The organism is Paenibacillus sinopodophylli (assembly GCF_005930355.1).
Taxonomy (GTDB): domain Bacteria; phylum Bacillota; class Bacilli; order Paenibacillales; family Paenibacillaceae; genus Pristimantibacillus; species Pristimantibacillus sinopodophylli.
The window spans coordinates 2,131,521-2,157,598 of the sequence record NZ_VDBO01000001.1; the positions used below are offsets into that span (position 1 = coordinate 2,131,521).

At 46.9% G+C, this 26,078-nt stretch carries 23 protein-coding genes and 1 tRNA gene; 5 read left to right on the top strand and 19 right to left on the bottom strand.

Annotated features, from left to right (window positions below):
• Positions 1–75: 75 nt before the first annotated feature.
• From yihA to FGT79_RS09490, 13 genes are all read right to left on the bottom strand, one after another.
• Positions 76–663, bottom strand: coding sequence for a ribosome biogenesis GTP-binding protein YihA/YsxC (gene yihA / locus FGT79_RS09430; RefSeq protein WP_138752419.1), 588 nt, complete (start codon positions 661–663; stop codon positions 76–78).
• Complete coding sequence (gene lon, locus FGT79_RS09435; protein WP_138752420.1) at positions 660–3,029, bottom strand: endopeptidase La; 2,370 nt, start codon at positions 3,027–3,029, stop codon at positions 660–662. Before lon ends, yihA begins: the two co-directional genes overlap by 4 nt.
• 37 nt (positions 3,030–3,066) lie before the next feature.
• Positions 3,067–4,770 carry an ATP-dependent protease LonB gene (lonB, locus tag FGT79_RS09440; RefSeq protein ID WP_138752421.1) on the bottom strand — a complete coding sequence of 568 codons (1,704 nt, stop codon included), beginning with the start codon at positions 4,768–4,770 and terminating at the stop codon, positions 3,067–3,069.
• 365 nt (positions 4,771–5,135) lie between these two features.
• The gene (locus FGT79_RS09445) at positions 5,136–5,378 is read right to left on the bottom strand and encodes a hypothetical protein (RefSeq protein ID WP_138752422.1); all 243 of its coding nucleotides are present in this window, start codon (positions 5,376–5,378) and stop codon (positions 5,136–5,138) included.
• Between the two features lie 12 nt (positions 5,379–5,390).
• Positions 5,391–6,617 carry a Ger(x)C family spore germination protein gene (locus FGT79_RS09450; protein ID WP_138752423.1) on the bottom strand — a complete coding sequence of 409 codons (1,227 nt, stop codon included), beginning with the start codon at positions 6,615–6,617 and terminating at the stop codon, positions 5,391–5,393.
• Positions 6,614–7,717, bottom strand: a complete 1,104-nt coding sequence (locus tag FGT79_RS09455) for a GerAB/ArcD/ProY family transporter (protein WP_138752424.1) — start codon at positions 7,715–7,717, stop codon at positions 6,614–6,616. The genes FGT79_RS09450 and FGT79_RS09455 overlap by 4 nt, the downstream gene beginning before the upstream one ends.
• On the bottom strand, positions 7,717–9,282 hold the full coding sequence (locus tag FGT79_RS09460) for a spore germination protein (RefSeq protein WP_171056149.1): 1,566 nt from the start codon (positions 9,280–9,282) through the stop codon (positions 7,717–7,719). The genes FGT79_RS09455 and FGT79_RS09460 overlap by 1 nt, the downstream gene beginning before the upstream one ends.
• Complete coding sequence (locus FGT79_RS09465) at positions 9,279–10,385, bottom strand: GerAB/ArcD/ProY family transporter (RefSeq protein WP_246096243.1); 1,107 nt, start codon at positions 10,383–10,385, stop codon at positions 9,279–9,281. Before FGT79_RS09465 ends, FGT79_RS09460 begins: the two co-directional genes overlap by 4 nt.
• 143 nt (positions 10,386–10,528) lie before the next feature.
• Complete coding sequence (gene ispG / locus FGT79_RS09470) at positions 10,529–11,638, bottom strand: flavodoxin-dependent (E)-4-hydroxy-3-methylbut-2-enyl-diphosphate synthase (RefSeq protein WP_138753016.1); 1,110 nt, start codon at positions 11,636–11,638, stop codon at positions 10,529–10,531.
• Between the two features lie 195 nt (positions 11,639–11,833).
• Entirely contained in the window at positions 11,834–13,090 is a 1,257-nt protein-coding gene (clpX, locus tag FGT79_RS09475; protein WP_076271649.1) for an ATP-dependent protease ATP-binding subunit ClpX, read from the bottom strand.
• Between the two features lie 16 nt (positions 13,091–13,106).
• Positions 13,107–13,700: an ATP-dependent Clp endopeptidase proteolytic subunit ClpP gene (clpP, locus tag FGT79_RS09480; protein ID WP_053374767.1), complete on the bottom strand. Its 594-nt coding sequence runs from the start codon at positions 13,698–13,700 to the stop codon at positions 13,107–13,109.
• 229 nt (positions 13,701–13,929) lie between these two features.
• Positions 13,930–15,219: a trigger factor gene (tig, locus tag FGT79_RS09485; RefSeq protein WP_138752426.1), complete on the bottom strand. Its 1,290-nt coding sequence runs from the start codon at positions 15,217–15,219 to the stop codon at positions 13,930–13,932.
• 88 nt (positions 15,220–15,307) lie between these two features.
• Positions 15,308–16,132 carry a hypothetical protein gene (locus tag FGT79_RS09490; protein WP_246096245.1) on the bottom strand — a complete coding sequence of 275 codons (825 nt, stop codon included), beginning with the start codon at positions 16,130–16,132 and terminating at the stop codon, positions 15,308–15,310.
• Between the two features lie 417 nt (positions 16,133–16,549).
• Here FGT79_RS09490 and FGT79_RS09495 point away from each other — a divergent pair.
• The 3 genes from FGT79_RS09495 (at position 16,550) to FGT79_RS31620 (ending at position 18,312) form a co-directional block, all read left to right on the top strand.
• A tRNA-Arg gene (locus FGT79_RS09495) sits at positions 16,550–16,626 on the top strand.
• A gap of 499 nt (positions 16,627–17,125) precedes the next feature.
• Positions 17,126–17,779 (top strand): hypothetical protein, encoded by a 654-nt coding sequence (locus FGT79_RS09500; RefSeq protein ID WP_138752427.1) that lies wholly within the window; start codon positions 17,126–17,128, stop codon positions 17,777–17,779.
• Positions 17,780–18,204: 425 nt separating this feature from the next.
• Positions 18,205–18,312: a dihydroorotate dehydrogenase gene (locus FGT79_RS31620; RefSeq protein ID WP_212758534.1), complete on the top strand. Its 108-nt coding sequence runs from the start codon at positions 18,205–18,207 to the stop codon at positions 18,310–18,312.
• Positions 18,313–18,444: 132 nt separating this feature from the next.
• Here FGT79_RS31620 and FGT79_RS09505 read toward each other — a convergent pair whose 3' ends face one another.
• A complete protein-coding gene (locus FGT79_RS09505) occupies positions 18,445–18,912 on the bottom strand; it encodes an HPP family protein (protein WP_138752428.1) in 468 nt (155 codons plus the stop codon).
• 114 nt (positions 18,913–19,026) lie between these two features.
• Here FGT79_RS09505 and FGT79_RS09510 point away from each other — a divergent pair, with 114 nt between their 5' ends.
• Positions 19,027–19,920 carry a LysR family transcriptional regulator gene (locus FGT79_RS09510; RefSeq protein WP_138752429.1) on the top strand — a complete coding sequence of 298 codons (894 nt, stop codon included), beginning with the start codon at positions 19,027–19,029 and terminating at the stop codon, positions 19,918–19,920.
• A gap of 97 nt (positions 19,921–20,017) precedes the next feature.
• Here FGT79_RS09510 and FGT79_RS09515 read toward each other — a convergent pair whose 3' ends face one another.
• Positions 20,018–20,626 (bottom strand): P-loop nucleotide/nucleoside kinase family protein, encoded by a 609-nt coding sequence (locus FGT79_RS09515; RefSeq protein WP_138752430.1) that lies wholly within the window; start codon positions 20,624–20,626, stop codon positions 20,018–20,020.
• Between the two features lie 155 nt (positions 20,627–20,781).
• Entirely contained in the window at positions 20,782–21,114 is a 333-nt protein-coding gene (locus FGT79_RS09520; RefSeq protein ID WP_138752431.1) for a hypothetical protein, read from the bottom strand.
• A gap of 139 nt (positions 21,115–21,253) precedes the next feature.
• Here FGT79_RS09520 and asnB point away from each other — a divergent pair, with 139 nt between their 5' ends.
• On the top strand, positions 21,254–23,098 hold the full coding sequence (gene asnB, locus FGT79_RS09525; protein ID WP_138752432.1) for an asparagine synthase (glutamine-hydrolyzing): 1,845 nt from the start codon (positions 21,254–21,256) through the stop codon (positions 23,096–23,098).
• Positions 23,099–23,295: 197 nt separating this feature from the next.
• Here asnB and rdgB read toward each other — a convergent pair whose 3' ends face one another.
• From rdgB to FGT79_RS09540, 3 genes are all read right to left on the bottom strand, one after another.
• Positions 23,296–23,958 carry an RdgB/HAM1 family non-canonical purine NTP pyrophosphatase gene (gene rdgB / locus FGT79_RS09530; RefSeq protein WP_138752433.1) on the bottom strand — a complete coding sequence of 221 codons (663 nt, stop codon included), beginning with the start codon at positions 23,956–23,958 and terminating at the stop codon, positions 23,296–23,298.
• A 5-nt stretch (positions 23,959–23,963) separates the two neighbouring features.
• A complete protein-coding gene (gene rph, locus FGT79_RS09535) occupies positions 23,964–24,701 on the bottom strand; it encodes a ribonuclease PH (protein WP_138752434.1) in 738 nt (245 codons plus the stop codon).
• Between the two features lie 227 nt (positions 24,702–24,928).
• Entirely contained in the window at positions 24,929–25,978 is a 1,050-nt protein-coding gene (locus FGT79_RS09540; protein ID WP_138752435.1) for a GerMN domain-containing protein, read from the bottom strand.
• Positions 25,979–26,078: the final 100 nt, after the last annotated feature.

A 26,078-nucleotide genomic window follows, 5' to 3' on the forward strand; every position in this document is an offset into this window, starting at 1 on the left:
GGTAGAATTCACGAGTAATGCCGACTTTTTCACTGTATCCTCTGCTTTATATAAGAACTTGCTGCTCTTGCTACCTCATGTAGCAATCGCTTCGTTAATAATATCCCAAAGCTGCTCTCTTCCAATACCCAATTCGGATGAGAATAAAACAACCGAGTCGCGCGGGTCTGTCTCAAGCGTCTTTTTAACCATCTTCATATGCTTGTCCCATTTCGACTTCGGAATCTTGTCCGCCTTAGTCACGACAATACAAGTTGGGATTTCATAATGCTTCAGCCACTTGTACATCTGCTGATCCTGTTCCGACGGCTCATGGCGAATATCAATAACGAGAAGCTGCAGCTTGAGCTGCTCGCGGCCTTGAATATAACGCTCAATCATTTCTCCGAACAGCACGCGTTGAGTCTTCGATACCTTCGCATAGCCATAGCCAGGGAAATCGACCAAATAAATCGCATCATTCACCCGATAGTAGTTAAGCTGCTGCGTTTTCCCAGGCTGCGAGCTTGTTCTTGCTAAGTTTTTGCGTAAAATAAGTTTGTTAATCAATGAAGATTTTCCTACATTCGAACGCCCTGCCAGAGCAATCTCTGGCAAGGCGTCCTCTGGGTATTGATGTGGCTTTACTGCACTGATGATAAATTCGGCTTGTGTAATTTTCATAAAATCGTTGTACCTGCCTTCTCCTCCGTTTGAACCGGAAGCAACGCATGCTGCAGAACTTCATCCATATGACTAACAGGAAAAAATTGCATATCATGACGTACGCTGTCGGGAATATCCCTTAAATCCCGTTCATTTTCTTTCGGCAACAATATCGTGCGAATTCCCGCTCGATGCGCGGCAAGTGATTTCTCCTTCAAACCGCCAATCGGCAGCACACGGCCTCTAAGCGTTATTTCTCCCGTCATCGCCACTTCTTTGTTCACATAGCGATTGGTAAGGGCTGAAATAAGAGCTGTTGCGATAGTGATGCCTGCAGATGGACCATCCTTCGGAATGGCGCCCTCTGGAATATGAATATGAATATCGTTCTTCTCATGGAAGCCCGGATCAATGCCAAGCTCGGTCGCTTTCGAACGTGTAAAGCTGAACGCTGCCTGGGCCGATTCCTTCATGACATCACCTAGTTTACCAGTTAACGTTAGCTTTCCGCTACCCGGCATTACCGTTACTTCGATAACAAGCGTATCTCCGCCAACCTCTGTCCATGCCAAACCCGTTACCGCACCAATTTGATTCTCGCTCTCAGCAAGGCCGTAACGGAACTTTGATGGACCGAGCCATTCCTTCAACAACTCACTCGTCAGCTCAAGAGGCTCCAGCATTTCGGACTGCTCTTTGGATACGAAATGCCTCGCAGCCTTGCGGCACACGGCAGCAATTTGCTGCTCCAAATTACGGACACCTGACTCTCTAGTATACTCTCTCACTAGCTGTAGCAAAACCTCTTCTTTGATAACCAGGTGTTCCTCAGTAAGCCCATGCTCCTTCTTCTGCTTAGGCAGCAGGTAGCGCGTACCAATTTGAAGCTTCTCCAGTTCGGTATATCCTGGGATATACAATACTTCCATCCGGTCAAGAAGTGGACGAGGTATGTTATGCAGCGCATTGGCTGTTGTAACGAACATCACATTAGACAAATTGAAAGGCACTTCTACATAATGGTCGCTGAACGTATTGTTCTGCTCGGGGTCAAGCACCTCTAGCAAAGCCGATGCTGGATCTCCGCGGAAATCCATAGCCATTTTGTCGATTTCATCAAGTAAAAATACAGGATTAAGCGAGCCTGCCGTTTTCATTCCTTGAATAATCCGTCCCGGCATAGCCCCTACATACGTGCGACGATGACCGCGAATTTCCGCTTCATCACGTACGCCGCCGAGCGAGATCCTTACAAACTTACGGCCAAGCGACTTAGCAATTGAACGCGCCAGCGATGTTTTACCAACACCCGGAGGTCCTACCAGACACAGAATCGGACCCTTCAACTGCTTCACAAGCTGTTGAACAGCCAAATACTCAAGAACCCGCTCTTTAGGCTTCTCTAACCCGTAATGGTCATCATTCAGAATCTCTTCGGCTTTGCTTAAGCTGAGGTCATCGTCAGTCGTTTTGTTCCAAGGCAAGGATAGAAGCCAATCGATATAATTCCGAATGACACCGCCCTCCGCAGAGGTAGATGGCATTTTTTCGAGCCGGTCGATTTCTTTCTCAATTTTTTCTTTCACCTGATCAGGAACGCCTGCTTCTGCAAGCTGTGAACGCAGCTCCTCGACCTCTCCTGCTCGGCCTTCCTTCTCACCAAGCTCCTTCTGAATCGCCTTCATTTGCTCACGCAAATAATATTCTTTTTGCGTTTTTTCCATTTGTTTCTTAACACGTTGGTTGATTTTACGCTCGAGCTCAAGCACCTCGCGCTCGTTATTCAGAATATCAAGAAGTTTCTCCAGTCGTTCGCCAACATCAACTGTTTCGAGAATGTCCTGCTTATCCTTAATCTTGAGCGACAGATGGCTCGTAATCACATCCGCAAGCCGGCCTGGATCATCGATGTCCGATACTGCCGCATACGTTTCGGGCGTCACTTTTTTCGATAATGAGATATAGTGCTCAAACTGGTTCAGCACAGAACGCATGAGCGCATCTACCTCAGGATCATCCGTCTCCTGCTCGGGCAGTTCTTTCACAGATACTTCATAAAACTCATCATTCGGCAAATAATCCAAAATCTCCGCGCGAGACACGCCCTCTACCAATACGCGGATCGTCCCATTCGGCAATTTTAGCATCTGCCTTACCTTCGCAATCGTGCCGACTTTATAAATATCTTCCTCCGTCGGCTCCTCAATGTTCACTTCAGACTGTGAACACAACAATATCATATGGTCTTCGACCATCGAGCGCTCAAGCGCCCGAACCGATTTGTCCCTACCCACATCAAGGTGCAGCACCATGCTGGGATAAACGAGCAGCCCTCTAAGCGGAAGCAAGGGCAGCCGACGACCTTTCGATTTATTAGGTCCCACACCAGCACCTCCAATTGTTAACATCTACCTTAGTTTATCATTCTACAGAATCAGCCTGCAAATAGGGAACGGCAGAAGCGATAAAAAGATCGGTTCCAAAAGGGGCTTCCACCCGCACCGAAGAGTTCTCGGCCCCAGGAAAAACGTATTTGAACACTTCTTCTACTTTTTCGACTGGGATTACCTTCAAACCTTCCAAGTCTGCAAATATCGCTTGCCAATTTTCACGCGGAATGATGACCGTATTCGCTCCAGCTTGAAAAGCTGCCTCAACTTTCGCAAGCACTCCGCCAACGGGCTTCACATTTCCATGGATGCCTACTTCACCGGTCATCGCCAGTTTATTATCGATAGGAATGCCCTTAATCGCTGATGTTATGGCCGTTGCCATCGCAATACCGGCAGATGGTCCATCGATTGGCGTGCCGCCAGGGAAGTTAATATGCAGATCGAAATCCTGCGGGTTCAGCCCTATGCGCCGTAATACAGTCAATACATTCTCGACAGATCCCTTGGCCATGCTTTTCCTTCTAAGCGTACGCGAGCCCCCGCCAAGCTCCTCTTCGTCAACAACCCCTGTAATTGTAAATTGACCTTTAGAGGCTGCCGCTGGAATCGCACTTACTTCGATTTCAAGCAGCGTTCCCATATTAGGTCCATATACGGCAAGGCCATTCACAAAGCCAACCTGCGGAGCATCAGGCACTTTGCGATCCGGGCGCGGTGGGATCTGACTGCTGTTCACCACCCACTCAATGTCTCCTGCAGTAATACTGTCCCTTTTCTCAGACAATGCAACACCGGCAGCAAGCTGTATGACGTTTACAGCCTCACGGCCGTTTGTCGCATAACGTTTGACGACTTCAATCGCTTCCGGGCAAGGTGCAAAACCGATTTTCTTCACTGCATTTTCGGCGACGAGTCCAATTTCCACTGCAAGCAGCGGACGGAAGAACACCTCCATGCAGCGAGAGCGGATAGCTGGTGGAATCTCCTGCGGTGAGCGCGTTGTAGCGCCTACAAGCCTAAAATCTGCCGGCAAGCCGTTCTGGAATATATCATGGATATACACCGGGATATTGGAATCCTCTGAATTGTAATAGGCGCTCTCTAGAAAAACCTTGCGGTCCTCCAGCACTTTTAACAATTTATTCATCTGAACGGGATGCAATTCACCTATTTCGTCAATAAACAATATACCGCCATGCGCTTTCGTGACCGCTCCCGGCTTTGGCTGCGGAATTCCGGCCACCCCCATCGCTCCAGCACCTTGATAAATCGGATCATGAACAGAGCCGATCAACGGATCCGCAATTCCACGCTCGTCAAAGCGAGCCGTAGTTGCATCGATTTCGGTAAATTTCGCTTCAGGTAAAAAGGGGGAGGAGACGTTTTTTTTAGCTTCCTCCAGCACAACGCGCGCAGCGGCTGTTTTGCCGACGCCAGGCGGACCATAGATGATCACATGCTGTGGATTTGCGCTGCACAGCGCCGCCTTGAGGGCGCGCAGACCGTCTCGCTGCCCAACGATGTCCTGCATAGCCTGGGGCCTTGTTTTCTCCGCAAGCGGCTTCGTCAAGGACACACTTCTGAGCTTACGAAGCTTATCCATTTCTTTCCGCGACTCTCGATCAACTGCAGAGCGGTTCGTCTTCTGATTGCGCAGCAGATTCCAAAAGTACAAGCCGATTACAACGGCAAAAAAAACTTGAATCAACATCAATACAACACTCAAACTCATAACATCCCGCTCCTTTCAAGCGTAAACGGTCGTAACCGTGTAATCGGTGGAGACTCGTTTCGCGTAGAAATAGAAGCGGCATGGAGGCATTTCTACTCCATACTTCTATTTCAAGCGTAAACGGTCGTAACCGTGTAATCGGTGAAGACTCGTTTCGCGTAGAAATAGAAGCAGCATGGAGACATTTCCACACCATACTTCTATTTCAAGCGTAAACGGTCGTAACCGTGTAATCGGTAATGAATCATATATATGGAAATATTGTTTATTTTTCCATTATCGTATTCTGCAATCGTATTGGATAGTATTGCCCCTGAGAAGTGGTAATAACCGTTAATCTTCGTTAATTTTACAATCTAGGCCGATTAGCTCATCCAGCTCATCATATTCAAAAACCGCTTGAGCGGAGCAAATAACAACGTGACTGGTGTTACGAGTGTAATAATCGGCCAGTCATACCACTGTGAACTGAACAAATAAGCCGCCCACAGCGTCATAACTGAATAGGCAACAAAGTTGCGGTACAGTCCTTTCTTAATCAAGAACTTGTACCCTGCTCCAACTATTGCGGCTATCGAAATAATAAATAGGATGGTTATGTAACTCATCGCTAAACCTCCTTATTTCTTGCCTTCTCTCAATGCGTCCGCATTGAACGGTTGATTGCTCAGACCGACGTTGGTTAGCGTAATTTCAGCCGAAACCTCGACTTTTATCGCAGCAAAATAGCGATCCCAATCCTTTTTCCACGTCCTCCATTGCTTGCGGTATTTCCGATGTGCCAGATCAGCGAACCCTAAAGTATCGGTGTGTAACCGCTGAGTCGCTTTCCAGCCTGCCTCGGTGTAGGTTAGGAGTTCCTTCACTGCCGCCTTCTCCAGTGCATCAACAATCTCCGGTTTATACAAATCCATCGAGGCACAGTCTGACTCGGACAGCACGGCTTTTCCTTTTATATGAGCCTTGACCGTCATCTTATCCCCCTTTAGAATCGGCTGAAGCTCTGTTGAGGAGCTGCCCACCTGCAGGGTTAAGTGTTTGTTTTCCTCGTTCGGACAAGCGAAGGTCAAAGACGTTTTTTTCACATCATTGCGTAGAAAGGCTACCCCGAGCGCTTCCTTGCGCGAGAGCCAGCCGACCATTTTGTCTTTTTTGATAACAGCTAAACGGCCGAGTTTTACTTTGGCTGGCAACGTTGTTCGATCAAATACTTTAAGCGATGCAGCATCAGAATGTCCTGACAAGAAAACTTCTGGAAGCAGCGCACTGCCTGAATCGCTCGCCAAACTCATAGCTAACTGATACATCTTCACCTCAGGCAGAATGGACGTATATTTGGACTCCAAATGGTTGATTTCCCGAATGCCGTCTCCAGAGATTTTCTGAATCTGCATCATTTGCTCCAATATGGTGCGCGCACTGCCTGGAGCAATAAGCACGTCGACAGTCTCCCTTGCATCCGTATTCCTTAAATAAACGTCCAATACTGGATTCAAACCTCGGCGCGCCGCTTCTTCGCTTACAATAATGACACGATTATGTGCAAAATAAAGCTTGCGGGGACTCTCGAAAAAGCTGCGTGAGTTTGCCTCCTTTATGGTCTTTCCTTTCGTAGAATATACAATTACCGGAGCCCCTGATCCACCTCCCGTAATGCCAATGCCAGAAGATATTGACGAGGGAATGAGCACCTGGAAGGAAACGAACCACTCATCCCCCTTCCTATCAACAGCGGTAGCAGATGTGATCGCAAGCTCATTGAGCTCAATTCGGCTCCAGCAGCCCGTCAATAGACAAGTGAGAACGATAGCGACCGCAGCAACAATCGAGATGCGAGTTATGCTCATAAGCTCTCCGTGGCTATTTTAGCTTTATACTGTGTCAATCGAAGACCGAACCAAATCATTATACATACCCCATAATTGTTCAACAGAAAGTAGATTGTTAGTGTGGTGTAGCTGAACTCAGCCACGACAACATTGCTTGGCCAAGCATACAATGCCGTGGCTAGAATCAAGAGACCTCCAGCCGCATATTGACTGAAATGCGAGGTGAGCTTGAACGTTTGTGTAACCATCTGGAAAAACCCGAATGTATAAATAGAGACTTGAGCAAACATCGAAGCCGTCCAAGCCGACACGAGCAATACATCTACTCGCTCAATAAACTGACTAATTTCAACCGTACCAATCGCTGCAAAAGCAGGATAGGAAATCGCACTAATAATTTTCGTTCCGAACACTGTAATGGTAACCCCGGTCACTACCACACAGATCAAACCAGAAATCAAAGTGCTCCACAAAGCGATTTTGATGCCAGAGGCGGGAGTTTCCAAAAACGGAGCAAGCAGCAGCAGAACAGCTATTTCCGAGAGACATCCAAGCGGCATGAGCATTGCTTTCATATGATCAGCAGGCAGGCTCTCTAAAAGGGGGAGAAATTGCTTGAAATCACTCTGTCCCCATATTAAAGCTGTGTTCAAGCATACAAAAAACATAAAAAACAAAAATACAACAAAGATAACGCGAGCTAACGACTCAATACCTTGCGAAGCGATATAGACGGATACGAGCACAATAATGCCGGCCAGCATAACTAGTGGCGTCGCCATTAACGTCTCTGTAGACATGAAATCAGCAAACTGCCTGACAATGATAACTGAAGCTATGAAATAGTACATGCATAAAATTAGACCCACTGCCGTCGCTATTATTTTTCCAAGCCGGCTTCGGAGCCATGCTAATAATGAATGCCTATTCGCTTCCCTGCATACATGTCCAATCACGATTGCGAGAAGCAATGTAACAATCAGCGAAAGTAAGACAGAAATCCATCCGTCTTGCTTAGCTATTTGAATAACAACGCTTGGTATATAGAACAAAGAGCTTGGGACGATCGAGATTACGACGATTACAATCGCCTGTAAGCTCGTTATACGCTGTTTCACTACTGCTCACTCCCTTCCTGAGGATGCTCATCGTCTGTTTCTGAGAGGCTGCTCGGCGTCCCCTGACGCACAGTCGCCTCTTTCTTCTGGAAGCCAGGGCGTTTCTTCATTGCCCACCATGGAACCCGTATGAATACATCTTTCAGGCTCCCCGGCACAAGTGGAGCTATCGGAGCCAAATAAGGAACACCGAAGGAGCGCAGCGCTGACAAGTGCGTTAATAACATCATAAGACCTGCCAATATACCGAATACCCCAAACGTACCTGCAAGTATCATTAATAGAAAACGAATTAAACGCGCTGCTGTCCCCATATTAACGGAGGGAATGACGAAGCTTGCAATTGCGGTAAACGATACGACAATAACCATCGCAGCCGAGACGAGTCCCGCTTGTACAGCAGATTGACCTAGAACGAGCGCACCGACGATTGAGATTGCAGGGCCGATGATGCGAGGCATTCTTACGCCTGCTTCGCGTAATATTTCGAACGTAACCTCCATAATCATTGCTTCTATTAAAGCAGGGAACGGCACTCCTTCCCGCTGCGCAGCAATACTGATCAACAGCTGTGTAGGCAGCATTTCTTGGTGAAAGGTTGTGATTGCAATATAAATGGAAGGCAGCAGCATCGATGCAAAAAAAGAAAAGAAGCGAATGATTCGCAGAAAGGTTGCGATATCATAACGCTGATAATAATCCTCGCTCGATTGAAAAAATTTCACGAACGTGACCGGAGCCAACAGCACAAATGGTGTGCCATCCACAATAATTGCAAACTGCCCCTCAAGCAGGCCGGCTGCAACCGCATCAGGACGCTCGGAGTTTTGCAGCAGTGGAAACGGAGTAAACGTCTTGTCTTGGATAAACTCCTCGATATAACCGCTCTCCAAAATACTGTCCGTATCGATTAAATCTAATCGCCGACGTGCCTCCTCAATCACTTTGTCGTCCGCAATCCCTTTCATGAATACGAGGGCAATCGTCGTTCGGGTCTGATGGCCGATTATTCGGTATTCCATACGTAAATTGGGCGACTTGATTTTGTTGCGGATCAGCGCCGTGTTAACGTGCAGCGTTTCTGTGAAGCCCTCCTTAGGCCCGCGCACGACCGTCTGCGTACTTGGCTCCTCAACCGAGCGCTTCTCTACACCGCATGTAAAGGCGGCAATCGCATCGCAGAAGCCATCAAGCAGTATAATCGAGTTTCCCTCCAGCATAGCGAGCAGCACCTCGTCAAGACTCGCAAGCTTGCGTATGCCTCCAACCGCAAGAGACCGATACATTAAGCTGTCGAAGGGTGATTCCACCTGCTCACTGCTGCCTAGAGGAGGTTCGGATATCATACTCATGACGAGCAGGTTAACCGCGTTCACATTCGTCATGCCTGCGATATACAGAAGTGCAGCTTTGCTGTTACTAAACAGATGCAATTGTCTAATCATGATATCAGGCTGTGTACCTAGCTGATCCGTAACCATCTTAATGTTTTGATCCAAATCGGCAGATAAGCGCTTGAGCTCTTTTTCATCAGTTGAATGGTTTCCTTTAATTTCCTCATTCATTTCGCATGCACCTTTTCACTCCGTCTCTTTTTAATGATCGCCAGTGTCAGCAGCATTATGGGAAGGAAAATTTGAAAGATGGGGAAGTGATATTTAACGTTATATTGAAACCCGACATATATATGCTCCAGGTAGTTTCTAAACAAAAACGATCCAAAGAAAATAACCATCCCGATTAACAAAATAATGTATTTGTTGTTAGGCCTGTTCACAATCTGTGACAAGGCCAGAACGGCTCCGAAGTAATAGGCAGTTAGCTTAAAAAAAACACCTGTAAACAGAAGAAGCGCGACTAGCGGATCAATCCGCTCGAGAAATCGGGCAAATTCTATCAGGTTTGTCAGCTGCATCAAAGGAATCGACACCGTCCCTGCGAGACTGCCGAGGCCTGCTAGTATAAACAAATTCGTAAACGTAATAAACAAGCCAGAGAAGAGAAAACATTTTACAGTCAAGCTCACCATATTGCCTCTATGCTCCGTATACTTCCAAAACATTAAAAACAATACGATCTCACCGAACGGAAATGAAATAAGTTCAGGAATGGCAGCATCCCAGATCGGTTTAAAACCTTCGTCAAGCACAGGCGTCACATGATCGAAATGGAGCAGGCCAGAGCCTGCAACAAGCAAAAACAGTAAGATGTAAATAATAATGACAATGGGCAGTACAGCCTCCGCCATCCGAAAAAAAACATCTACACCATGGAAGATCGTGAACGCAGACAGCAGGCAAACAATGAGCATTAAGGCCGGCAACGGCGTTTGCGGCAATAAATACATAATGCTTAGATCGCCGAACTCTCGAACATTACGGATCGATTTGTAACAGAAATAAAGCACATAAGCGATCCCTATCAAATAACCAATCGGCTTGCCCATGAGTTCAAAAATCATTTCAATTAGATTCATCTCAGGCATCAAGCGGTACAAAAACAAATTGACGCCCCATAATAGGAGCAGACCACCAAGCATCCCAACAATTACAGCGAGCCAAGCATCCTTAGAAGCGTCACTAGCCAGTAGAAACAACGAGGAGCTTCCGATCAGAAACAAGATGATCATGGAGCCTAGCTGGTTGAGACTAATCCGCTGCAATTGCACCCCCGCCTTTACCTCCCGCATATTGTAACCAATATTTTTCCTCCATCTCCGAAAATTATACTTCTTCACCAATAGAGACCGGTTATATGAACAAAAAAGAGGCTTGTCGCATCCACTAGGGATACAACAAGCCTCTTCGTTTATTATGCAGGCGCATGATGCTTACGGCCGGGAATTTCGCCAGTTGCGTCGAACACCCGTACGATTTCGTCAATTTCTTTCTTCAGCTCTGACAGCAGCTCAGCCTCAGGCACCTTGCGGATAAGCTCTCCGTAACGGAACAGCATCCCTTCGCCTCTTGCGCCAGCAATGCCGATATCGGCTTCACGAGCCTCTCCAGGACCGTTAACCGCACAGCCAAGTACAGATACTTTAATCGGCACCTTGATTTTGGAAATATACTCTTCTACCTCATTGGCAATCGAGAATAAATCGATATCAAGACGTCCGCAGGTCGGACAAGATACAAGTGTTGCCGCATTCGTAATAAGACCAAAGGTTTTGAGCAGCTCGCGAGCTACCTTCACCTCTTCAACTGTATCCGCGCTCAGACTGATTCTCAGCGTGTTCCCGATACCAAGTGCTAATAAAGCACCAATACCCGCAGAACTCTTAATCGTGCCCGTGTGCAGTGTGCCCGCCTCTGTAATTCCGAGGTGGAGCGGATACTTAATTACCTTCGAAGCCATTGTGTATGCAGCAATCGCCATCGGAACATCAGACGCCTTGAGCGATACGATGATATCGTGGAAATCAAGCTCTTCCAAGATGCCGATATGGAACAATGCGCTCTCAACCATTGCTTCCGGCGTTGGATAGCCGTATTTCTCAAGCAGATGATTTTCTAATGAGCCTGCATTAACGCCAATTCGAATCGGAATTCCTTTTTCCTTACACGCTTTCACGACAGCTTCTACACGCTCGCGGCGGCCGATATTACCCGGATTAATCCGAACCTTATCGATGCCATTCTCAATCGCAAGCAATGCTAAACGGTAATCGAAATGAATATCTGCTACAAGAGGAATATGAATGCGTTTTTTAATTTCCTTGATCGCTTCTGCTGCTTCTTTATTATTGACCGTGACCCTTACAAGCTGACAGCCCGCCTCTTCAAGGCCAAGAATTTCTGCAACCGTCGCTTCGACATCCGCTGTCTTCGTTGTACACATACTTTGAATAATGACCTCGTTACTGCCGCCAATCGTTAGATTGCCGACTTTAACCGCCACTGTATCTTGACGCAAATACATAAGCTTATCTCTCCCATGAACGTCAAAGTCCACCCTTTGACCGGCAGCAATCGTGCTGCGCGGCGGGGTGGAAACAATGACGGTAGTCAATCGCAATCGGCAAAGTCGTCATTGGCGACAAACGCTCGTTACGTAATCGGACTGCAAGTAAGGGCAGAACACCCGAACTTACAGCCCTTCTATTTGAACGCTATCTTACGCGCTCTCTTCCTTTTTCTTGCTTTTCTTAGCTGTAAGCTCTGGCATGATTTTCTCTTGCACCGTTTGTTCGGTGATGAGACATGTACTTAGATCGTCGCGTGACGGCACCTCGTACATGACTTCCAGCATAATGCTCTCGATAATGGCGCGTAAGCCACGGGCACCTGTGTTGCGTTTGATCGCTTCCTTCGCAATTGCATCGAGTGCGGCAGGCTCGAAATCAAGCTTCACATTGTCCATCTCAAGCAGCTTCTGATACTGCTTCACGAGCGCGTTCTTCGGTTCGGATAGAATCCGAACAAGTGCTGGCTCATCAAGCGGCTCAAGCGTAGAAATAATAGGTAAACGGCCAACAAACTCTGGAATCAAGCCGAATTTCAACAGATCCTCCGGCAATACCATAGTGAGGTATTCGCCTGCTTTCAGATCCTTCTGCAATTCGCCCGTTGAGCTGAAGCCAATTACTTTCTTGCCGATACGACGTTTGATCAGAGACTCGAGTCCGTCGAATGCACCGCCGCAAATGAACAAAATGTTCGTTGTATCGATTTGGATAAACTCTTGGTGCGGGTGCTTGCGTCCGCCTTGCGGTGGTACGGAAGCTACCGTGCCTTCCAAAATTTTCAGAAGGGCTTGTTGAACGCCTTCACCAGATACATCGCGCGTAATGGACGGATTCTCTGATTTGCGAGCCACTTTATCAATTTCGTCGATATAAATAATGCCGCGCTCAGCTTTCTCCACATCATAATCCGCAGCTTGGATCAATTTAAGCAAGATGTTCTCAACGTCCTCGCCGACATAACCCGCTTCTGTAAGCGAAGTTGCATCTGCAATTGCAAACGGAACGTTCAATATTTTCGCCATCGTTTGTGCAAGCAATGTTTTACCTGAGCCTGTAGGACCTAGCAGCAAAATATTACTTTTTTGCAATTCGACATCTTCGATTTTACTGCCCGAATTAATCCGTTTGTAATGGTTGTATACCGCTACAGACAATGATTTCTTGGCAAACTCTTGACCGATGACATAAGAATCCAGAATGGCACGAATATCTTTCGGTTTCGGAATATCTTTCAGATCAAGCTCTTCCTCATTACCGAGTTCTTCCTCAACAATTTCAGTGCACAGCTCGATACACTCATCGCATATATAGACGCCGGGACCGGCAACCAACTTACGAACTTGATCCTGCGATTTGCCGCAGAATGAACATTTCAATTGGCCTTTTTCGTCGTTGAATTTAAACATGTAATCACCCCTTCGATTAAATCGTCGATACCGGTGCTGTAATCACCTTGTCAATCAAACCGTAGGCAAGAGCCTCTTCCGCGCTCATGAAATTGTCACGGTCGGTATCGCGGTCGATTTTCTCATAGGGCTGTCCGGTGCGATCTACGTAAATTTGATTAAGCTTTTGTTTCGTTTTTAGAATCCAATCCGCGTGGATTTTAATATCCGATGCCTGGCCGCGAACGCCGCCAAGCGGTTGGTGAATCATTACTTCAGCATTCGGGAGCGCGAAACGCTTGCCCTTGGCACCCGCTGTAAGAAGAAGCGAGCCCATGCTGGCTGCCATGCCCATGCAAATTGTGGACACCTCAGGCTTAATATATTGCATCGTATCAAATATACCCATTCCTGCAGTCACGGAGCCGCCGGGAGAGTTAATGTACAGATGTATGTCTTTCTCTGGGTCGTCGGCCGCCAGAAACAGCAGCTGTGCAATGATGGAGTTTGCTACATCATCATCGATTGCGCTCCCAAGGAAAATAATGCGGTCCTTCAGTAGACGGGAATAAATATCGTAAGAACGCTCCCCGCGATTCGTTTGTTCGACTACGATCGGCACCAGATTCATGCGACCAACCTCTTTTCGTTTATGACTTTGGTTACTTACTTATTGTAACACGTAGTCGTATTGATGTCATTTTTCCGCTTTTACATTATACGACGACGGCCGTTCGATATGTACGGAGATTATTCTCCAGGTCAAGCACAATTTCATATGTAGGGTCAAAATAAGGCACGTACCAATGACGTGCCTTACCTTGAATGAAGCATTTATTCGGTTTTGCTTATGTGGTGTATTAAACAGCTTTGCTGTTATCAAGCAAGAACTTGATCGTTTTGCGAAGCGCAATATCTTCTTGCAAGCTGTTAAGGTTACCGTTTTGCGTGAAGATTGTACGAAGCTCATCGGAAGGACGGTTGTATGATTTGGACAGCTTCTCAAGCTCTTCGTTCAGATCCTCGTCGCCAGCAACAATGCCTTCCGCTTTAGCGATAGCATCAAGTACAAGGTTGTTAAGAACGCGTTTTTCAGCGTCTGCACGCATCTGCTCACGAAGAACAGACTCATTCTGACCAGAGAACTGGAAATAAAGTTCCATGTTCATGCCTTGCATTTTGAGACGGTTCTCGAAATCTTTGATCATGTAATCCGTTTCGGAAACGATCATCGGCTCAGGAATTTCAACGTCTGCAGCTGCTGTAGCTTTATCAACAACGGCAACTTCACGAGCTTGCTCGCCTTCTTGGTTTTTACGCTCTTGAAGCTTGCTGACAAGATCGTTCTTGTACTCTTCAAGCGTATCGAATTCGCTGACATCTTTAGCAAACTCATCGTCAAGAGCTGGAAGCGTCTTGCGTTTGATTTCGTGAAGCTTCACTTTGAACACAGCAGCCTTACCTGCAAGGTGCTCAGCGTGGTAGCTATCAGGGAATGTTACTTCAACATCCTTGAAATCTCCGATTTGCATGCCAACAACTTGCTCTTCGAAACCAGGGATGAACGAGTTCGAACCAAGCTCAAGCGAATAACGCTCGCCTGCTCCGCCTTCGAATGCTTCGCCGTCTACGTAACCGTCGAAATCGATAACTGTGATATCGCCGTTTGCTGCAGCGCCTTCTTCAACAACCGAAAGCTCAGCATGACGCGTTTGCAGACGCTCAAGTTCAGCCGCGATTTCTTCTTCCGTAACTTCAGCCACAACCGTTTCAACTTCTAGGCCTTTGTATTCGCCAAGTGTAACTTCTGGCTTAACGATTACTTTCGCTTTGAATTTGAACGTTTCGCCTTTAGCGAATTGCTCTACATCAATCTCAGGACGGTCAACCGGCTCAAGATTGTGCTCGTTTACTGCTTCGGTATAAGCATCTGGCAATAGGATGTCAATCGCATCCTGGTACAAGCTTTCAATTCCAAAACGGGATTCGAAAATGCCGCGCGGCACTTTACCTTTACGGAATCCAGGTACATTTACTTTCTGAACGACTTTCTTAAATGCTTGATCAAGAGCGACGGTGACTTTCTCCGCTTCTACCTCCACGTCGATCGACACGATGTTCTTGTCTATTTTTTCCCAAGTTGCTTTCATTTTATGCCTTCCCCTCCGAAAATGCTCATGCATCAGTAGTTTTCACGTTTCATAAACCATTCTATTATAAACAAGCTGGCTCAGATTATCAAGACTCCGGTTCATCATCTCCGGATTGCTGCAGCACAGCAACCTGTCTTAATGCCTTGCATGCTTGCTCATAACGGAATCTTAAACCTTCCGTAATGCCGTATGTATCACGAATATCGTCATCGTTCGCCGAGCCGTATACAGTGAGCAGCAGCGTCAAATGCAGCGCAGCAGCGAAATAATCCACCGTGTCCTCGTCTTCTCTCAGCATCCAATGATATGCAGCCGTACCATACAAAAATTGCAAACTTTCTTTCCATAACTCTCTTGCAAAATGCGGCAATGTCGGATCATCGACCTCGGCAACCTGCTCTGTCCGCTCCAAAATCCGGATGATCGGATTCGGGAATTCGTCCATGGATAGCGGTGTAGCCTCCAGATCAAGCTCGATTGTCTCCCCAAGCCTCTCCAGTGCAATGGTCCCGCTTGCCCCCCGCTTTCGCAAGCATTGAAGCGCCTTGAACTGTACGACGGGATGAACCTGCTGCGTGGAGAGCCAATTTTTAATCGTCTCATCCATATCTGGGGACTGAATGTAGGCAGCACGTTCAAGAGCAAGGATCTGCTGATCGATCATCGGATGATTCTGCATGATGTAGAGCACCTGATTCACATAAGCCTCGTCCTGTTCAGGTGGATTCAGAAGCTGCTCGCGTATAGTCGCTTCATCTTCTTCCTTTTCCCGTTTGGCTACAATAAACCCTGTACTGCCTTCTGCATTCCCATCTTCAGGAAAAGCCATGTCGAGCCACGTCAGAAGACTATCCCACTCTTCATAATGGCGCGCGTCCTCGCCCTGGCATTGCAGCAAAAAGCGCAGCAACTCCTTGGCCTCCCCGTATTGCTCCGCTTCTAGCATACGGGTTAACTGTACCTGATAATGGTCCAGCATGCTAGGGAACAAATAAACGTTGTCCTTGTTGTCGCCTTGTGTGTCATTGGGAGTTGTAATGATAACACCGCCTTATGGTCATGCCGTTTGTTCATACGTACAATCTTGCGTTCGATTATACCATGTACAGTCAAAAGAAAAAACAAATGTCGTTTTCTTACGGATTTTCGGTTGATTTTCATCAAAATAAAGCAAATTAAGAAGAAGAAACGGCTATAGCCGAGCTATGGCGGCGCGGTGCGTTTCAATCCGAGACATATAGAGAATGTGTAGGATAAAGAAATACTTTCCTATATTTTAAAATAAAGCTTGCAATAAATTGTTTGCTTATGATATATTATTTCTTGTGTCCCGGTAGCTCAGCTGGATAGAGCAACGCCCTTCTAAGGCGTTGGTCGGGGGTTCGAATCCCTCCCGGGACGCCATTAAGACTAACCTAGATCATTTTAATGATTGATATAAACCCGCAAAACCCTAGATCATATGGGATTTGCGGGTTTTTTTATTGCATTCACTTCTCGGCAATTTGTTTAGGTAAGATAACTTTTGATTTGCTTTTACACATTTTTTTACACATGTGAAACAACTGATTTGACTACTTTATTGATGAGCAATCTAATCGAATGATTACATGAGAACATAGTTATCAAATGAAAGAACAGGACAACGCAACAATCATGATGGTATAATCGTATAAATTATGGGTTGATTGGTAAATTTAATTTTTCCAAACCGGAAAGAAAGCTTACCCTGTTAACGAACAAGGACAAACCTAGGTCCAGCAGAGAATGTTCCATTTCCAAATTGAAGGGGCAGGATTGTTTCATTCACGTCACAAATGCTTCAAATATGGAAATTTCGTGAAGTTCGTAAATAAGCCAATAGATGAAATCCACTTTAAAACTTTTGTTATCGAGGTGTCTCTTGGAGGATGAAATAAAGCAAATTAAGAATAACCAATCGAATATAACATTCTACTTCATGCTTACAATCGCAATAATTGGATCAACGATAATATTGTTTCTGAATATCTATCACTTGACTTTAGTAGAGATCCTTACTCCCTTTTTGGCGCCATTTATTGAGATATTGGGTGTTATTGTTTTCTTTATGTGCTCACTGATTGTTTTTGTGTATTTTGTCGTAAGTAAATCCGTCAATAGGGCAAGAAACGGAATACCCTTTCTGTTGAATCTCATTATTTTTATTTTGGTGTCAATTGTTCCTTTTACCTCAATAGTTTTAGATATCGATTTTCGCTTAAATAAGAAAGATAGAGAAGATGTAGTTCGAATGGTATTAGATGGCTCATTAAAACCAAATTCATCTGATAATGATTTATTGATTCGTTTGCCAGAGGAATATAAGAAACTTTCCAAAGGCGGTGGTGAGATCTGGGCTGAAGGGCACGGACAGAGTGCTCAAATTCTTTTTTTCACCTATCGTGGAGTAATGGGAAATATGGATGGATTTATTTATACCGCTAATGATAGTACCCCTGATGAAATGCTTTTTGGAGGATACTTTATCAAAGTGAAAAAACTGGATAAGAATTGGTATTTTGTTAGAGCAGCGTAAAAGTGGACTTCAAATATGATCACGCATTAGATCACTATAACGAAAGGATGATCAATATGCTTATTCAAAACACACATCTCTCAACACCCAGCCTGAAAGCCATTCACAATCTTCTCTGAGGTGATTTTCAGGCTGAGTGAATAACTCAGAGCGAGTGTGATATGTGTGAGAGACAGAGCTTATTATCGTCACCATCGAAAACGAATGATCAATAAGAAAATGAAACGAGATGATTGAAATAAACCCGCAAAACCCCTTCAAGGGATTTGCGGGTTTATTTCGTTTATCAGCTGAATACTAACGGCCAAATACTACCTTGTCACAATCGACATAGGCAACTATCATTACATCACAAACACCCAAACACAGAAGGCCATCCACGCATAACCTACATTGTACTCAAGTTGCTAGGAGGTGGATGTTTAATGGGTGGTTATGTTGGTGGTGCTAACAGCATCGGTTTTATCCTTGTATTGTTTATCTTGCTGGTAATTATTTCTCGCGGTACTGGCTTTGGCTTCGGCGGTTACTAATTTCTATGAAAAAATAGTCATAACGTAACCTCCATGCGTTCGGACTGCTTCATTTCTTAGAACTATATTGCATAGGGCCATGCCATGGACCCTATGCATTGCTATGTCTAAAAATTTCAAGTGCCCTCACCTTTAGTTTTGCTTAACCACCCCGGCGTTCTTGGCCAACATCTTGCGATAGGCATAAGCTGCAAGTGCTATAACAACCGCACCGAACAAAACTGGCGTGAGCAAGAAAGACCAGCCCGCTCCCGAGAGCATCACAACAAGCGGATCGGCACCTGCGGGAGGATGAACCGTACGTGTGTATTGCATAAGCAGAATGGACAAGCCTACGGAAAGAGCGAGTGTCCAGGTATTCGTTCCAAAAAGGTGAAACATCGTCAGCCCTATAGCTGTACTAACCAAATGCCCGCCAATAATGCTTCTAGCTCTAGCTAACGGACTCTCCGGCAGTACGAAAGCAATCACGCAGCTTGCCCCAAAAGGAGCCATCAACAAAGCAAGCGACATCACGTTCCCCATTAACAATAACAAGGCAATTGCCGCAGTACCACCGGCTGCTGCCGCTAAAGGTTTCCAATTTATCCATTTCAGCATGTCTCCACCCTCATTCCATAATCTTACTGCTTATGCTATCATAGGATTAACCATTTGAAAATTGAATGTTTTCGATACTATTCATTTCAAATCAAAATACCTAGGGGGTCAAGCATGCTCGAATCATGGGAGGGACGATTCTTCTTAACCTTCGCGGCTGTACTGGAGGAGAGCAGCTTCAGCCGCGCCGCAGATCGGCTCGGCTATGTCCAATCAACTGTAACTGCTCATATCCGCCATCTGGAGGATTCCACCGGGAAAAAGCTGTTTCACCGTCTACCGCGGGGGGTCGAGCCCACAGAGGCCGGGCTGCGACTTGCTCCATATGCCTATCAGTTTATTCGACTCGGACAATCGCTCGAAGAAGCGATGGCCGACTCCGAATCGCCAAGCGGCATCGTCAGAATCGGGGCTTTGGAATCTTTCGCTGTATCTCATTTGCCGCGTTTCTTAACCTCCTTCCTCAAGCAGTTCACACGAATAAAGCTACATATTGCACCAGGGCTTCATAAAGAAATAACGTCGCTTGTAGCCACGCATCGTGCCGATCTAGGCATCGTGCCAAAGCCTCCTGAACGGGATAACCTGCTATTCACGCCGCTGCTGAAGGAGAAGCTGCTGCTTGTATGTTCCCCCCTTCTCAAAGAGCAGTTTGAGCGGGAGGGCTCGAAAGCCTTGCAGCACTCCTCCTTTATCAGCTTCGGTGAGCAATGCATTTACCACACGTATGGCTGCGAACAATTAATGAATATGAAGGTTGAGCCTTCTGAACAGCTCACTTTTTCCAGTACGGAGCTGATTAAACAAACGGTAAGCTGCGGGATGGGCATTTCGTTTTTGCCTGCATCGAATGTCGTACAAGAAATATCCGCAGGCATGCTGCAATCGTTGCCTATTTCTCATCCGTTATCAATTACACACGGCATAATCACCCATAAATCACGTGAGCCGAATGCAGCTTCGAAGACCACACTTCACCAATTGAAAAGATATTTCGTTAATAAATAGGTAGATTCATGCAAGCTCAGAACACAACAAAAAAAGGGCGCTCCTCAAGGAAAAATCCATCAGGAACGCCCTTTGCTTATCTTGCTCATTTAACAGCCTAAACCGTTATAGTAACCTGCTTATCATTAACGAATTGGTATAATTGCTCGGATTTCTCTTCTGTCAACTCGCCACTATTATCGAATATGAATACGGATGAGGCCGGAATAGCCCAGTTAATCTGCGGTACGAATTCAATTCGTTTCTCAAAGTCACCCCAGTTGTCTAGCTTCCATTGATCCCGGTCGGTGTGCCGTCCGATAATCCGATTTTTTTGGAGTTCCATATCTTGCAGCGTCACGACAACGACCTTGATATCCACCGTTTGCAGCGACAAGCCTGCTGCCGTTACGACCTCTTCGATCCACTGCTTATTTTTAAGCTCCGCCGTAAAGGGAGAAATCATAAACACGTTTTGGCCTGCAGCCAGATTTTCGATGCAGACATCCTTCGCCGTATCGTACTCCAAGTCACGTAAATGCTTCTTATAGTAATCCGAGTCACGGTCCCTTTTGTCCAAACCGTTAAGCTCCAGAATCGCCTCGACAAATCTGCCTCCGATCGTATCACGATCTAGAAATGCCGCTGGGATGCGATCTGCCAGCTTCCTAGCTACCGTTGTCTTGCCTGTACCTGCTACTCCTACGAAAAAAACCAACTTTTGCAAAGCGATAAACCTCCACTATTTTTGTAGAAGTATATCATTTTTTGTTTCAATTTAATAGACGAGGATTGGTCGTTTTCCTTAGGTATCCATTGTGTGAATGAAGTTGCAGCAGCAAGAGCAAGCCGCCTGATTAGGGCGGCCCGTACCAGCTGTCGCTACAGCAGCTGCATGGATTCAATATGCCGCTTCGTCGGTTCCGTACCACGCTCATGCAGCTTTCTGTAAATCTGCTGGATGAGGTCGTCATAACCTCCGTTGATTTCACTGTCGCTTGCCGAACCGAATGGCGACTGGGAGAAATGCAACATCTCAGCCTCGTCCATGCTGGACAACTCGTCAAACAGCTCTCGAAGCTTGATGTGCTCCTCCTCATTCAAGCTGACCTCAAGCTCATATGCCGCAGCCTGTGGATCCTCTAATATTTGTCCCGCCTGAACAGATACATAATAGCTCTTGCGTTCCTCGCCGCCAGCCTCCAAATCAGTCATCTAATCGCACTCCCTTCTGCTTCAATACTTTTCGCCTACACCTCTAGCATCCCCCGTTGGACAGACATTTTATCCCTTTTTCTGCATATAACTGATATTATCGCTACTTTGAGACCTGCAAAAGAAAGGAATGAGATCGATGTGTGGAATTACGGGCTGGATCGATTGGAACCGTGATCTAACTAAGCAAAGCGAGAGCTTAGAGAAGATGACAGACACCCTTGCACCGCGCGGTCCCGACGCTTCCGGTACGTGGATATCGGCGCATTGCGCTTTAGGCCATCGCCGTTTATCTGTCATTGACCCGGAAAACGGAGCACAGCCGATGATACGCCATAACGGCGATGACAAATTTGTCGTTGTCTATAACGGAGAACTGTACAATGCGCCTGAGCTTCGCAAGGAGCTTGAAAGCAGTGGAAGAACATTTAAGACAAATTGCGATACGGAAGTGCTGCTGGTTGCATTCATGGAATGGGGCAAGTCTTGTGTAGAAAAATTCAACGGCATATTCGCGTTTGCGATATGGAATGTGGCCGAGCAGGAGCTGTTTCTTGCGCGTGACCGGCTAGGTGTGAAGCCCTTGTTCTACAGCACGCAGGATGGCTTATTTATATTTGGCTCGGAGCAAAAAAGCATATTGGCCCATCCTGCCGTGAAGCCTGAGGTTGGCGCGGAAGGGCTTGCCGAAATCTTCATACTCGGCCCGGCACGGACACCTGGCCACGGTGTATATAAACAAATTAGCGAGCTGAGGCCTGGCCGCTGCATGACCGTCAATCACGCTGGCGTCAAAACCATTACGTATTGGCAGCTTCAGAGTTCACCGCATGTGCAGACCATCGAGGAAACAGCAGAGCAGGTTCGTGAATTATTGAAGGATACCGTTGAACGCCAGCTTGTATCAGACGTTCCCGTCTGCACGCTGTTGTCCGGCGGCCTAGATTCTAGTGCCCTGACCACTTTGGCCGTTAATTATTACAATGAAAACGGGCAAGGAGATGTCCATACCTATTCCGTGGATTACACCGATAATGACAAACATTTCAAGGCACATGCCTTCCAACCGAACAGCGATGCCCCTTGGATTGAAAGAATGACCACGCATCTAGGAACGATTCATCATCCGATTCAATTCGACACGCCAGAGCTTGTCAATGCCTTACAGGCTGCTACCTTTGCACGGGATCTTCCAGGAATGGCAGACGTGGATGCCTCCTTACTTCTCTTCTGTCATGAGATTAAAAAGGATGCGACGGTTGCAATATCCGGGGAAGCAGCTGATGAGATATTTGGCGGTTACCCTTGGTTTCACCGCGAGGAGGCGCTTAATGCCGACACCTTCCCATGGTCGCTCGCCTCAGCCATGCGTGCAGACCTGCTCGCTCCGGACGTCGCAGCTTGGATCAAGCCGCTTGACTATATCGGAGACCGCTACGCGCAAGCAATTGGAGAAGTGCCTCATCTTGATGGAGAGAGCGAGCAATTGCGTAAGATGCGGCAAATGTCTTATTTGAATATTACCCGCTTCATGCCAACGCTTCTCGATCGCAAAGATCGCATGAGCATGGCAGCAGGACTTGAGGTGCGCGTGCCATTCTGCGATCATCGCCTTGTGGAATATGTTTGGAATATCCCTTGGGAGATCAAAACATCCGGTGATCGGGAAAAAGGAATACTGCGGAAAGCGCTGCGTGGCATTCTCCCCGATGATGTGTTGACCCGTAAAAAAAGTCCTTATCCCAAAACCCATAATCCCAATTATTTGGCCGCGGTTAAAGGACTGCTGCTTGATGTTCTGAACGACCCTACTTCTCCTATCCTTCCGCTCATTAACGTGACGAAGGTCCGAGAGCTTGCTGAATCTGATTCTGCCAAGTCAAACATCCCGTGGTTCGGCCAACTCATGTCCGGTCCACAGCTGTTCGCCTATTTGTATCAGGTTAATCTCTGGTTGAAGCAGTATAACGTCGTTATAGGTTAGCCATCCTTCGCCTGATTCCACAACGACTCACTTAAAAACCCCATCTGCAAGGGTGTCCTATTCAATAGGCATCCTCTGCGAATGGGGTTTTGTTCAAATATAGGAAAGGATATGATTCCGCCATCCCTTCGCTACTCTTCTCGAAATGAAATGCGCCGAGCTGCCAAAGGACGGCGACAGCCGTTTCACCTTGGAGCCTACGCTTGTTCCAAAAGCGGAAGCAGTTTCCTCAATGCTTCGCCGCGGTGACTGATTTGCTGTTTCTCTTCCTTGGTCATCTCAGCCATCCCGCGGTTCAAGCTTGGCACCCAAAATAATGGATCATAGCCGAAGCCGCCGTCGCCATGCGGATGGTCTGTAATGATGCCGTCTACCGTTCCCTCTGCTTCAATAAACGAGCCGCTTGCCGGATCATACAGCGCTAATGCACAAACAAATTGAGCCTTGCTTAGCAATTGCGATCCATCTGCCAGCTGTCCCATTTCTTCCAGCCCGCCTTCGTCAAACAATCGTTTCAGCTCACGTACCAGCTTCTCGTTGTTTTCGCTGTCCGCTGCGTTCTCTCCCGCATACCGCGCGGAATAAACGCCAGGATCTCCTCCGAGCGCCGCCACGCGAAGTCCCGAATCGTCAGCTAGGACAGGTACGCCGAGCGCATCTCCTGTCGTCTTCGCTTTAATGCGAGCATTAGCCGCAAACGTATCGCCATCTTCCACAATATCTGGGATCTCAGGGTAGTCAATCAAACTTAATGTTTCCTTGCCGAGCTTCTGGAGCGCGTGCGCAAACTCCTTGACCTTGCCCACATTTTTGGTAGCTACTACAATCTTTTCATGCAGCAGTATTTGATGCTTCGACATGAGCATTAACCTCCAATACGTGCGGCCAAAGGTCCAAGCACTTCGCGCTGCTTGCTGATCAGCTCGGATATGCCCGCTTCACCGAGCGCCAGCAGCTGATTAAGCTCGTCACGCGAGAAAGGAGCATCTTCACCAGTGCCTTGTACCTCGACGAATTTCCCGTTTCCTGTCATGACGACATTCATATCGACCTTTGCTTTCGAATCTTCTTCATAATTGAGATCAAGCAGCGCCTTCTCCTGAATGACCCCGACACTTACAGAGGCCAAAAAATCAGTAATCGGATATTTGGCGAATTGAACCTTCTCCGATATTTTGTTGACTGCGATGGAGAGTGCAATAAACGCTCCTGTAATGGAAGTTGTACGTGTTCCGCCATCGGCTTGAATAACGTCACAATCCAGCGTGATCGTGCGCTCACCGAGCGCCTGCAAATCAACGACGGAGCGCAGCGCGCGTCCAATCAGTCTTTGAATTTCCATCGTGCGGCCAGTCAGCTTGCCTTTGGCTGCCTCGCGAATATTTCGTGAGTGCGTGGCTCTTGGGAGCATCGCGTACTCCGCATTAATCCAGCCTTTTCCTTGCCCTTTCATAAACGGAGGAACACGATCCTCAACGCTTGCCGTACAAATGACCTTCGTCTCACCAACCTCGATTAGAACCGAGCCCTCTGCGTATTTGTTGACACCTGTTGTTATGGTTACCGGCCGAAGCTGGTTCGGTTGTCGACCGTCGTTTCTCATTCTTATTTCCTCCTGAGTCTTGCATAATAAGCTTTAAGAAGCATTTGCTTCCACGCTACAATCCTTCTTATTTTAACAAAGTAACCTTTGAATTGCACCCGCAGCTCGCGAAAAAAATAATACGTCAGCTGCCCTAGTTCAGCAGTTACATGATTGCAAGCAAATAGGCTGCTCAAAAGCATTTGCTTTTGGACAGCCTATTGCAGCGTCTTCATTAACTCGATTGATTATGATTTGATCGCATTCACATGATGCGGACGTCCTACCGGCGCGCTATAGGATTGATCTTTCATGTCTACAATGTTGGCTTCTCCGTTCACTTTGATCTGAACAGAAGCTGCGCCAGTCACTTCCGTTACGGATAGTACGAGAGCCTGCAGCATTTCTGTCGGAAGCTTCTCTCCTTCCTGGTAACCCTCATCCTGCAAATCTACTGTAACCGTATCGCCTTCCTGAACGACGTTTTTCACCTGCACATCCGGTAAAATAACGCTCGTCAGCTCTTTTTTGTTAAGTGGTCCCGAGATCAACTGCTCAAGCGCTGCTTGTGCCGGAGATGCCGAGCGGTCAACGAGCCGTGTTACCGGCACATAATATTGCTCATCGTTCAAGGTTTGTGCAGAGAAATATAAGGTCACTGGCGTTGACTGTGCATAATTCACACCTTCTGCCGCCTCAATATTAATGCCTACCGCACGTGTCAGTTTATCATCGAGCGGGTAACCATCGACCGGCATCTCAGGCAGCTTTGCGCCTTCATACCAGACTTCAACGCCCTCAATTCCTGGAATTGCCGTAAGCGTCCATGTAATAGCTTCTACGATTGTACGCTCATCCTGCACGTTATAATCAGCGAAGGGCTCGGAGAATTCGACCGTAGCCAGCTTTTGCTCTTTGTCGTATTTGTAAGACTTGATTTGTGTTCCCTGCGGGATGACGGCGCGGAAATCCTCTGGAAGCTGGCCCGCGTATGCGCCATTCTCGACCATCATTTCAAGTGCCTTCTGACCGGCCTGCTCGTTAACGCCAAGCGTTGTTTGCAAGGAGATTGGTGCCAAGTAACCATTGCGATCCTCGAGATATACCGTCATTTGCGTTTCTCCATCCACAACGGCCTGTCCGGTCTCCGCCCCGTCTACTCCGTCCTTCACTTCAATTTGCGGCGGATCGATTGACTGGCTCGTCTCTTGCGAGAACAAACCACAGCCCGCTGTTAGAATCGGCAATACAAGAACCCCTGAAAGTACGGCACCCCTAATCCATCTTTTTTGAATCATATTGACCTTTCCTCCCTAATCAAGTTTTGCCTGACGGCTTTGTACAACTCCTTATTTGTAGTACTATGTATACGAGCCCTTCCCTTTTTTAGACCAGTTT

What these genes read in the sequence shown, in the direction of transcription:
- lonB (WP_138752421.1), bottom strand. Translation starts at nt 4,770, where the DNA reads ATGAGTTTGAGTGTTGTATTGATGTTGATTCAAGTTTTTTTTGCCGTT.
- clpP (WP_053374767.1), bottom strand. Translation starts at nt 13,700, where the DNA reads ATGAATCTGGTGCCGATCGTAGTCGAACAAACGAATCGCGGGGAGCGT.
- asnB (WP_138752432.1), top strand. Translation starts at nt 21,254, where the DNA reads ATGTGTGGAATTACGGGCTGGATCGATTGGAACCGTGATCTAACTAAG.
- FGT79_RS09505 (WP_138752428.1), bottom strand. Translation starts at nt 18,912, where the DNA reads ATGCTGAAATGGATAAATTGGAAACCTTTAGCGGCAGCAGCCGGTGGT.
- yihA (WP_138752419.1), bottom strand. Translation starts at nt 663, where the DNA reads ATGAAAATTACACAAGCCGAATTTATCATCAGTGCAGTAAAGCCACAT.
- FGT79_RS09445 (WP_138752422.1), bottom strand. Translation starts at nt 5,378, where the DNA reads ATGAGTTACATAACCATCCTATTTATTATTTCGATAGCCGCAATAGTT.
- FGT79_RS09460 (WP_171056149.1), bottom strand. Translation starts at nt 9,282, where the DNA reads ATGAATGAGGAAATTAAAGGAAACCATTCAACTGATGAAAAAGAGCTC.
- ispG (WP_138753016.1), bottom strand. Translation starts at nt 11,638, where the DNA reads ATGTATTTGCGTCAAGATACAGTGGCGGTTAAAGTCGGCAATCTAACG.
- tig (WP_138752426.1), bottom strand. Translation starts at nt 15,219, where the DNA reads ATGAAAGCAACTTGGGAAAAAATAGACAAGAACATCGTGTCGATCGAC.
- FGT79_RS31620 (WP_212758534.1), top strand. Translation starts at nt 18,205, where the DNA reads ATGGGTGGTTATGTTGGTGGTGCTAACAGCATCGGTTTTATCCTTGTA.
- clpX (WP_076271649.1), bottom strand. Translation starts at nt 13,090, where the DNA reads ATGTTTAAATTCAACGACGAAAAAGGCCAATTGAAATGTTCATTCTGC.
- FGT79_RS09520 (WP_138752431.1), bottom strand. Translation starts at nt 21,114, where the DNA reads ATGACTGATTTGGAGGCTGGCGGCGAGGAACGCAAGAGCTATTATGTA.
- FGT79_RS09540 (WP_138752435.1), bottom strand. Translation starts at nt 25,978, where the DNA reads ATGATTCAAAAAAGATGGATTAGGGGTGCCGTACTTTCAGGGGTTCTT.
- FGT79_RS09510 (WP_138752429.1), top strand. Translation starts at nt 19,027, where the DNA reads ATGCTCGAATCATGGGAGGGACGATTCTTCTTAACCTTCGCGGCTGTA.
- rdgB (WP_138752433.1), bottom strand. Translation starts at nt 23,958, where the DNA reads ATGTCGAAGCATCAAATACTGCTGCATGAAAAGATTGTAGTAGCTACC.
- FGT79_RS09450 (WP_138752423.1), bottom strand. Translation starts at nt 6,617, where the DNA reads ATGAGCATAACTCGCATCTCGATTGTTGCTGCGGTCGCTATCGTTCTC.
- rph (WP_138752434.1), bottom strand. Translation starts at nt 24,701, where the DNA reads ATGAGAAACGACGGTCGACAACCGAACCAGCTTCGGCCGGTAACCATA.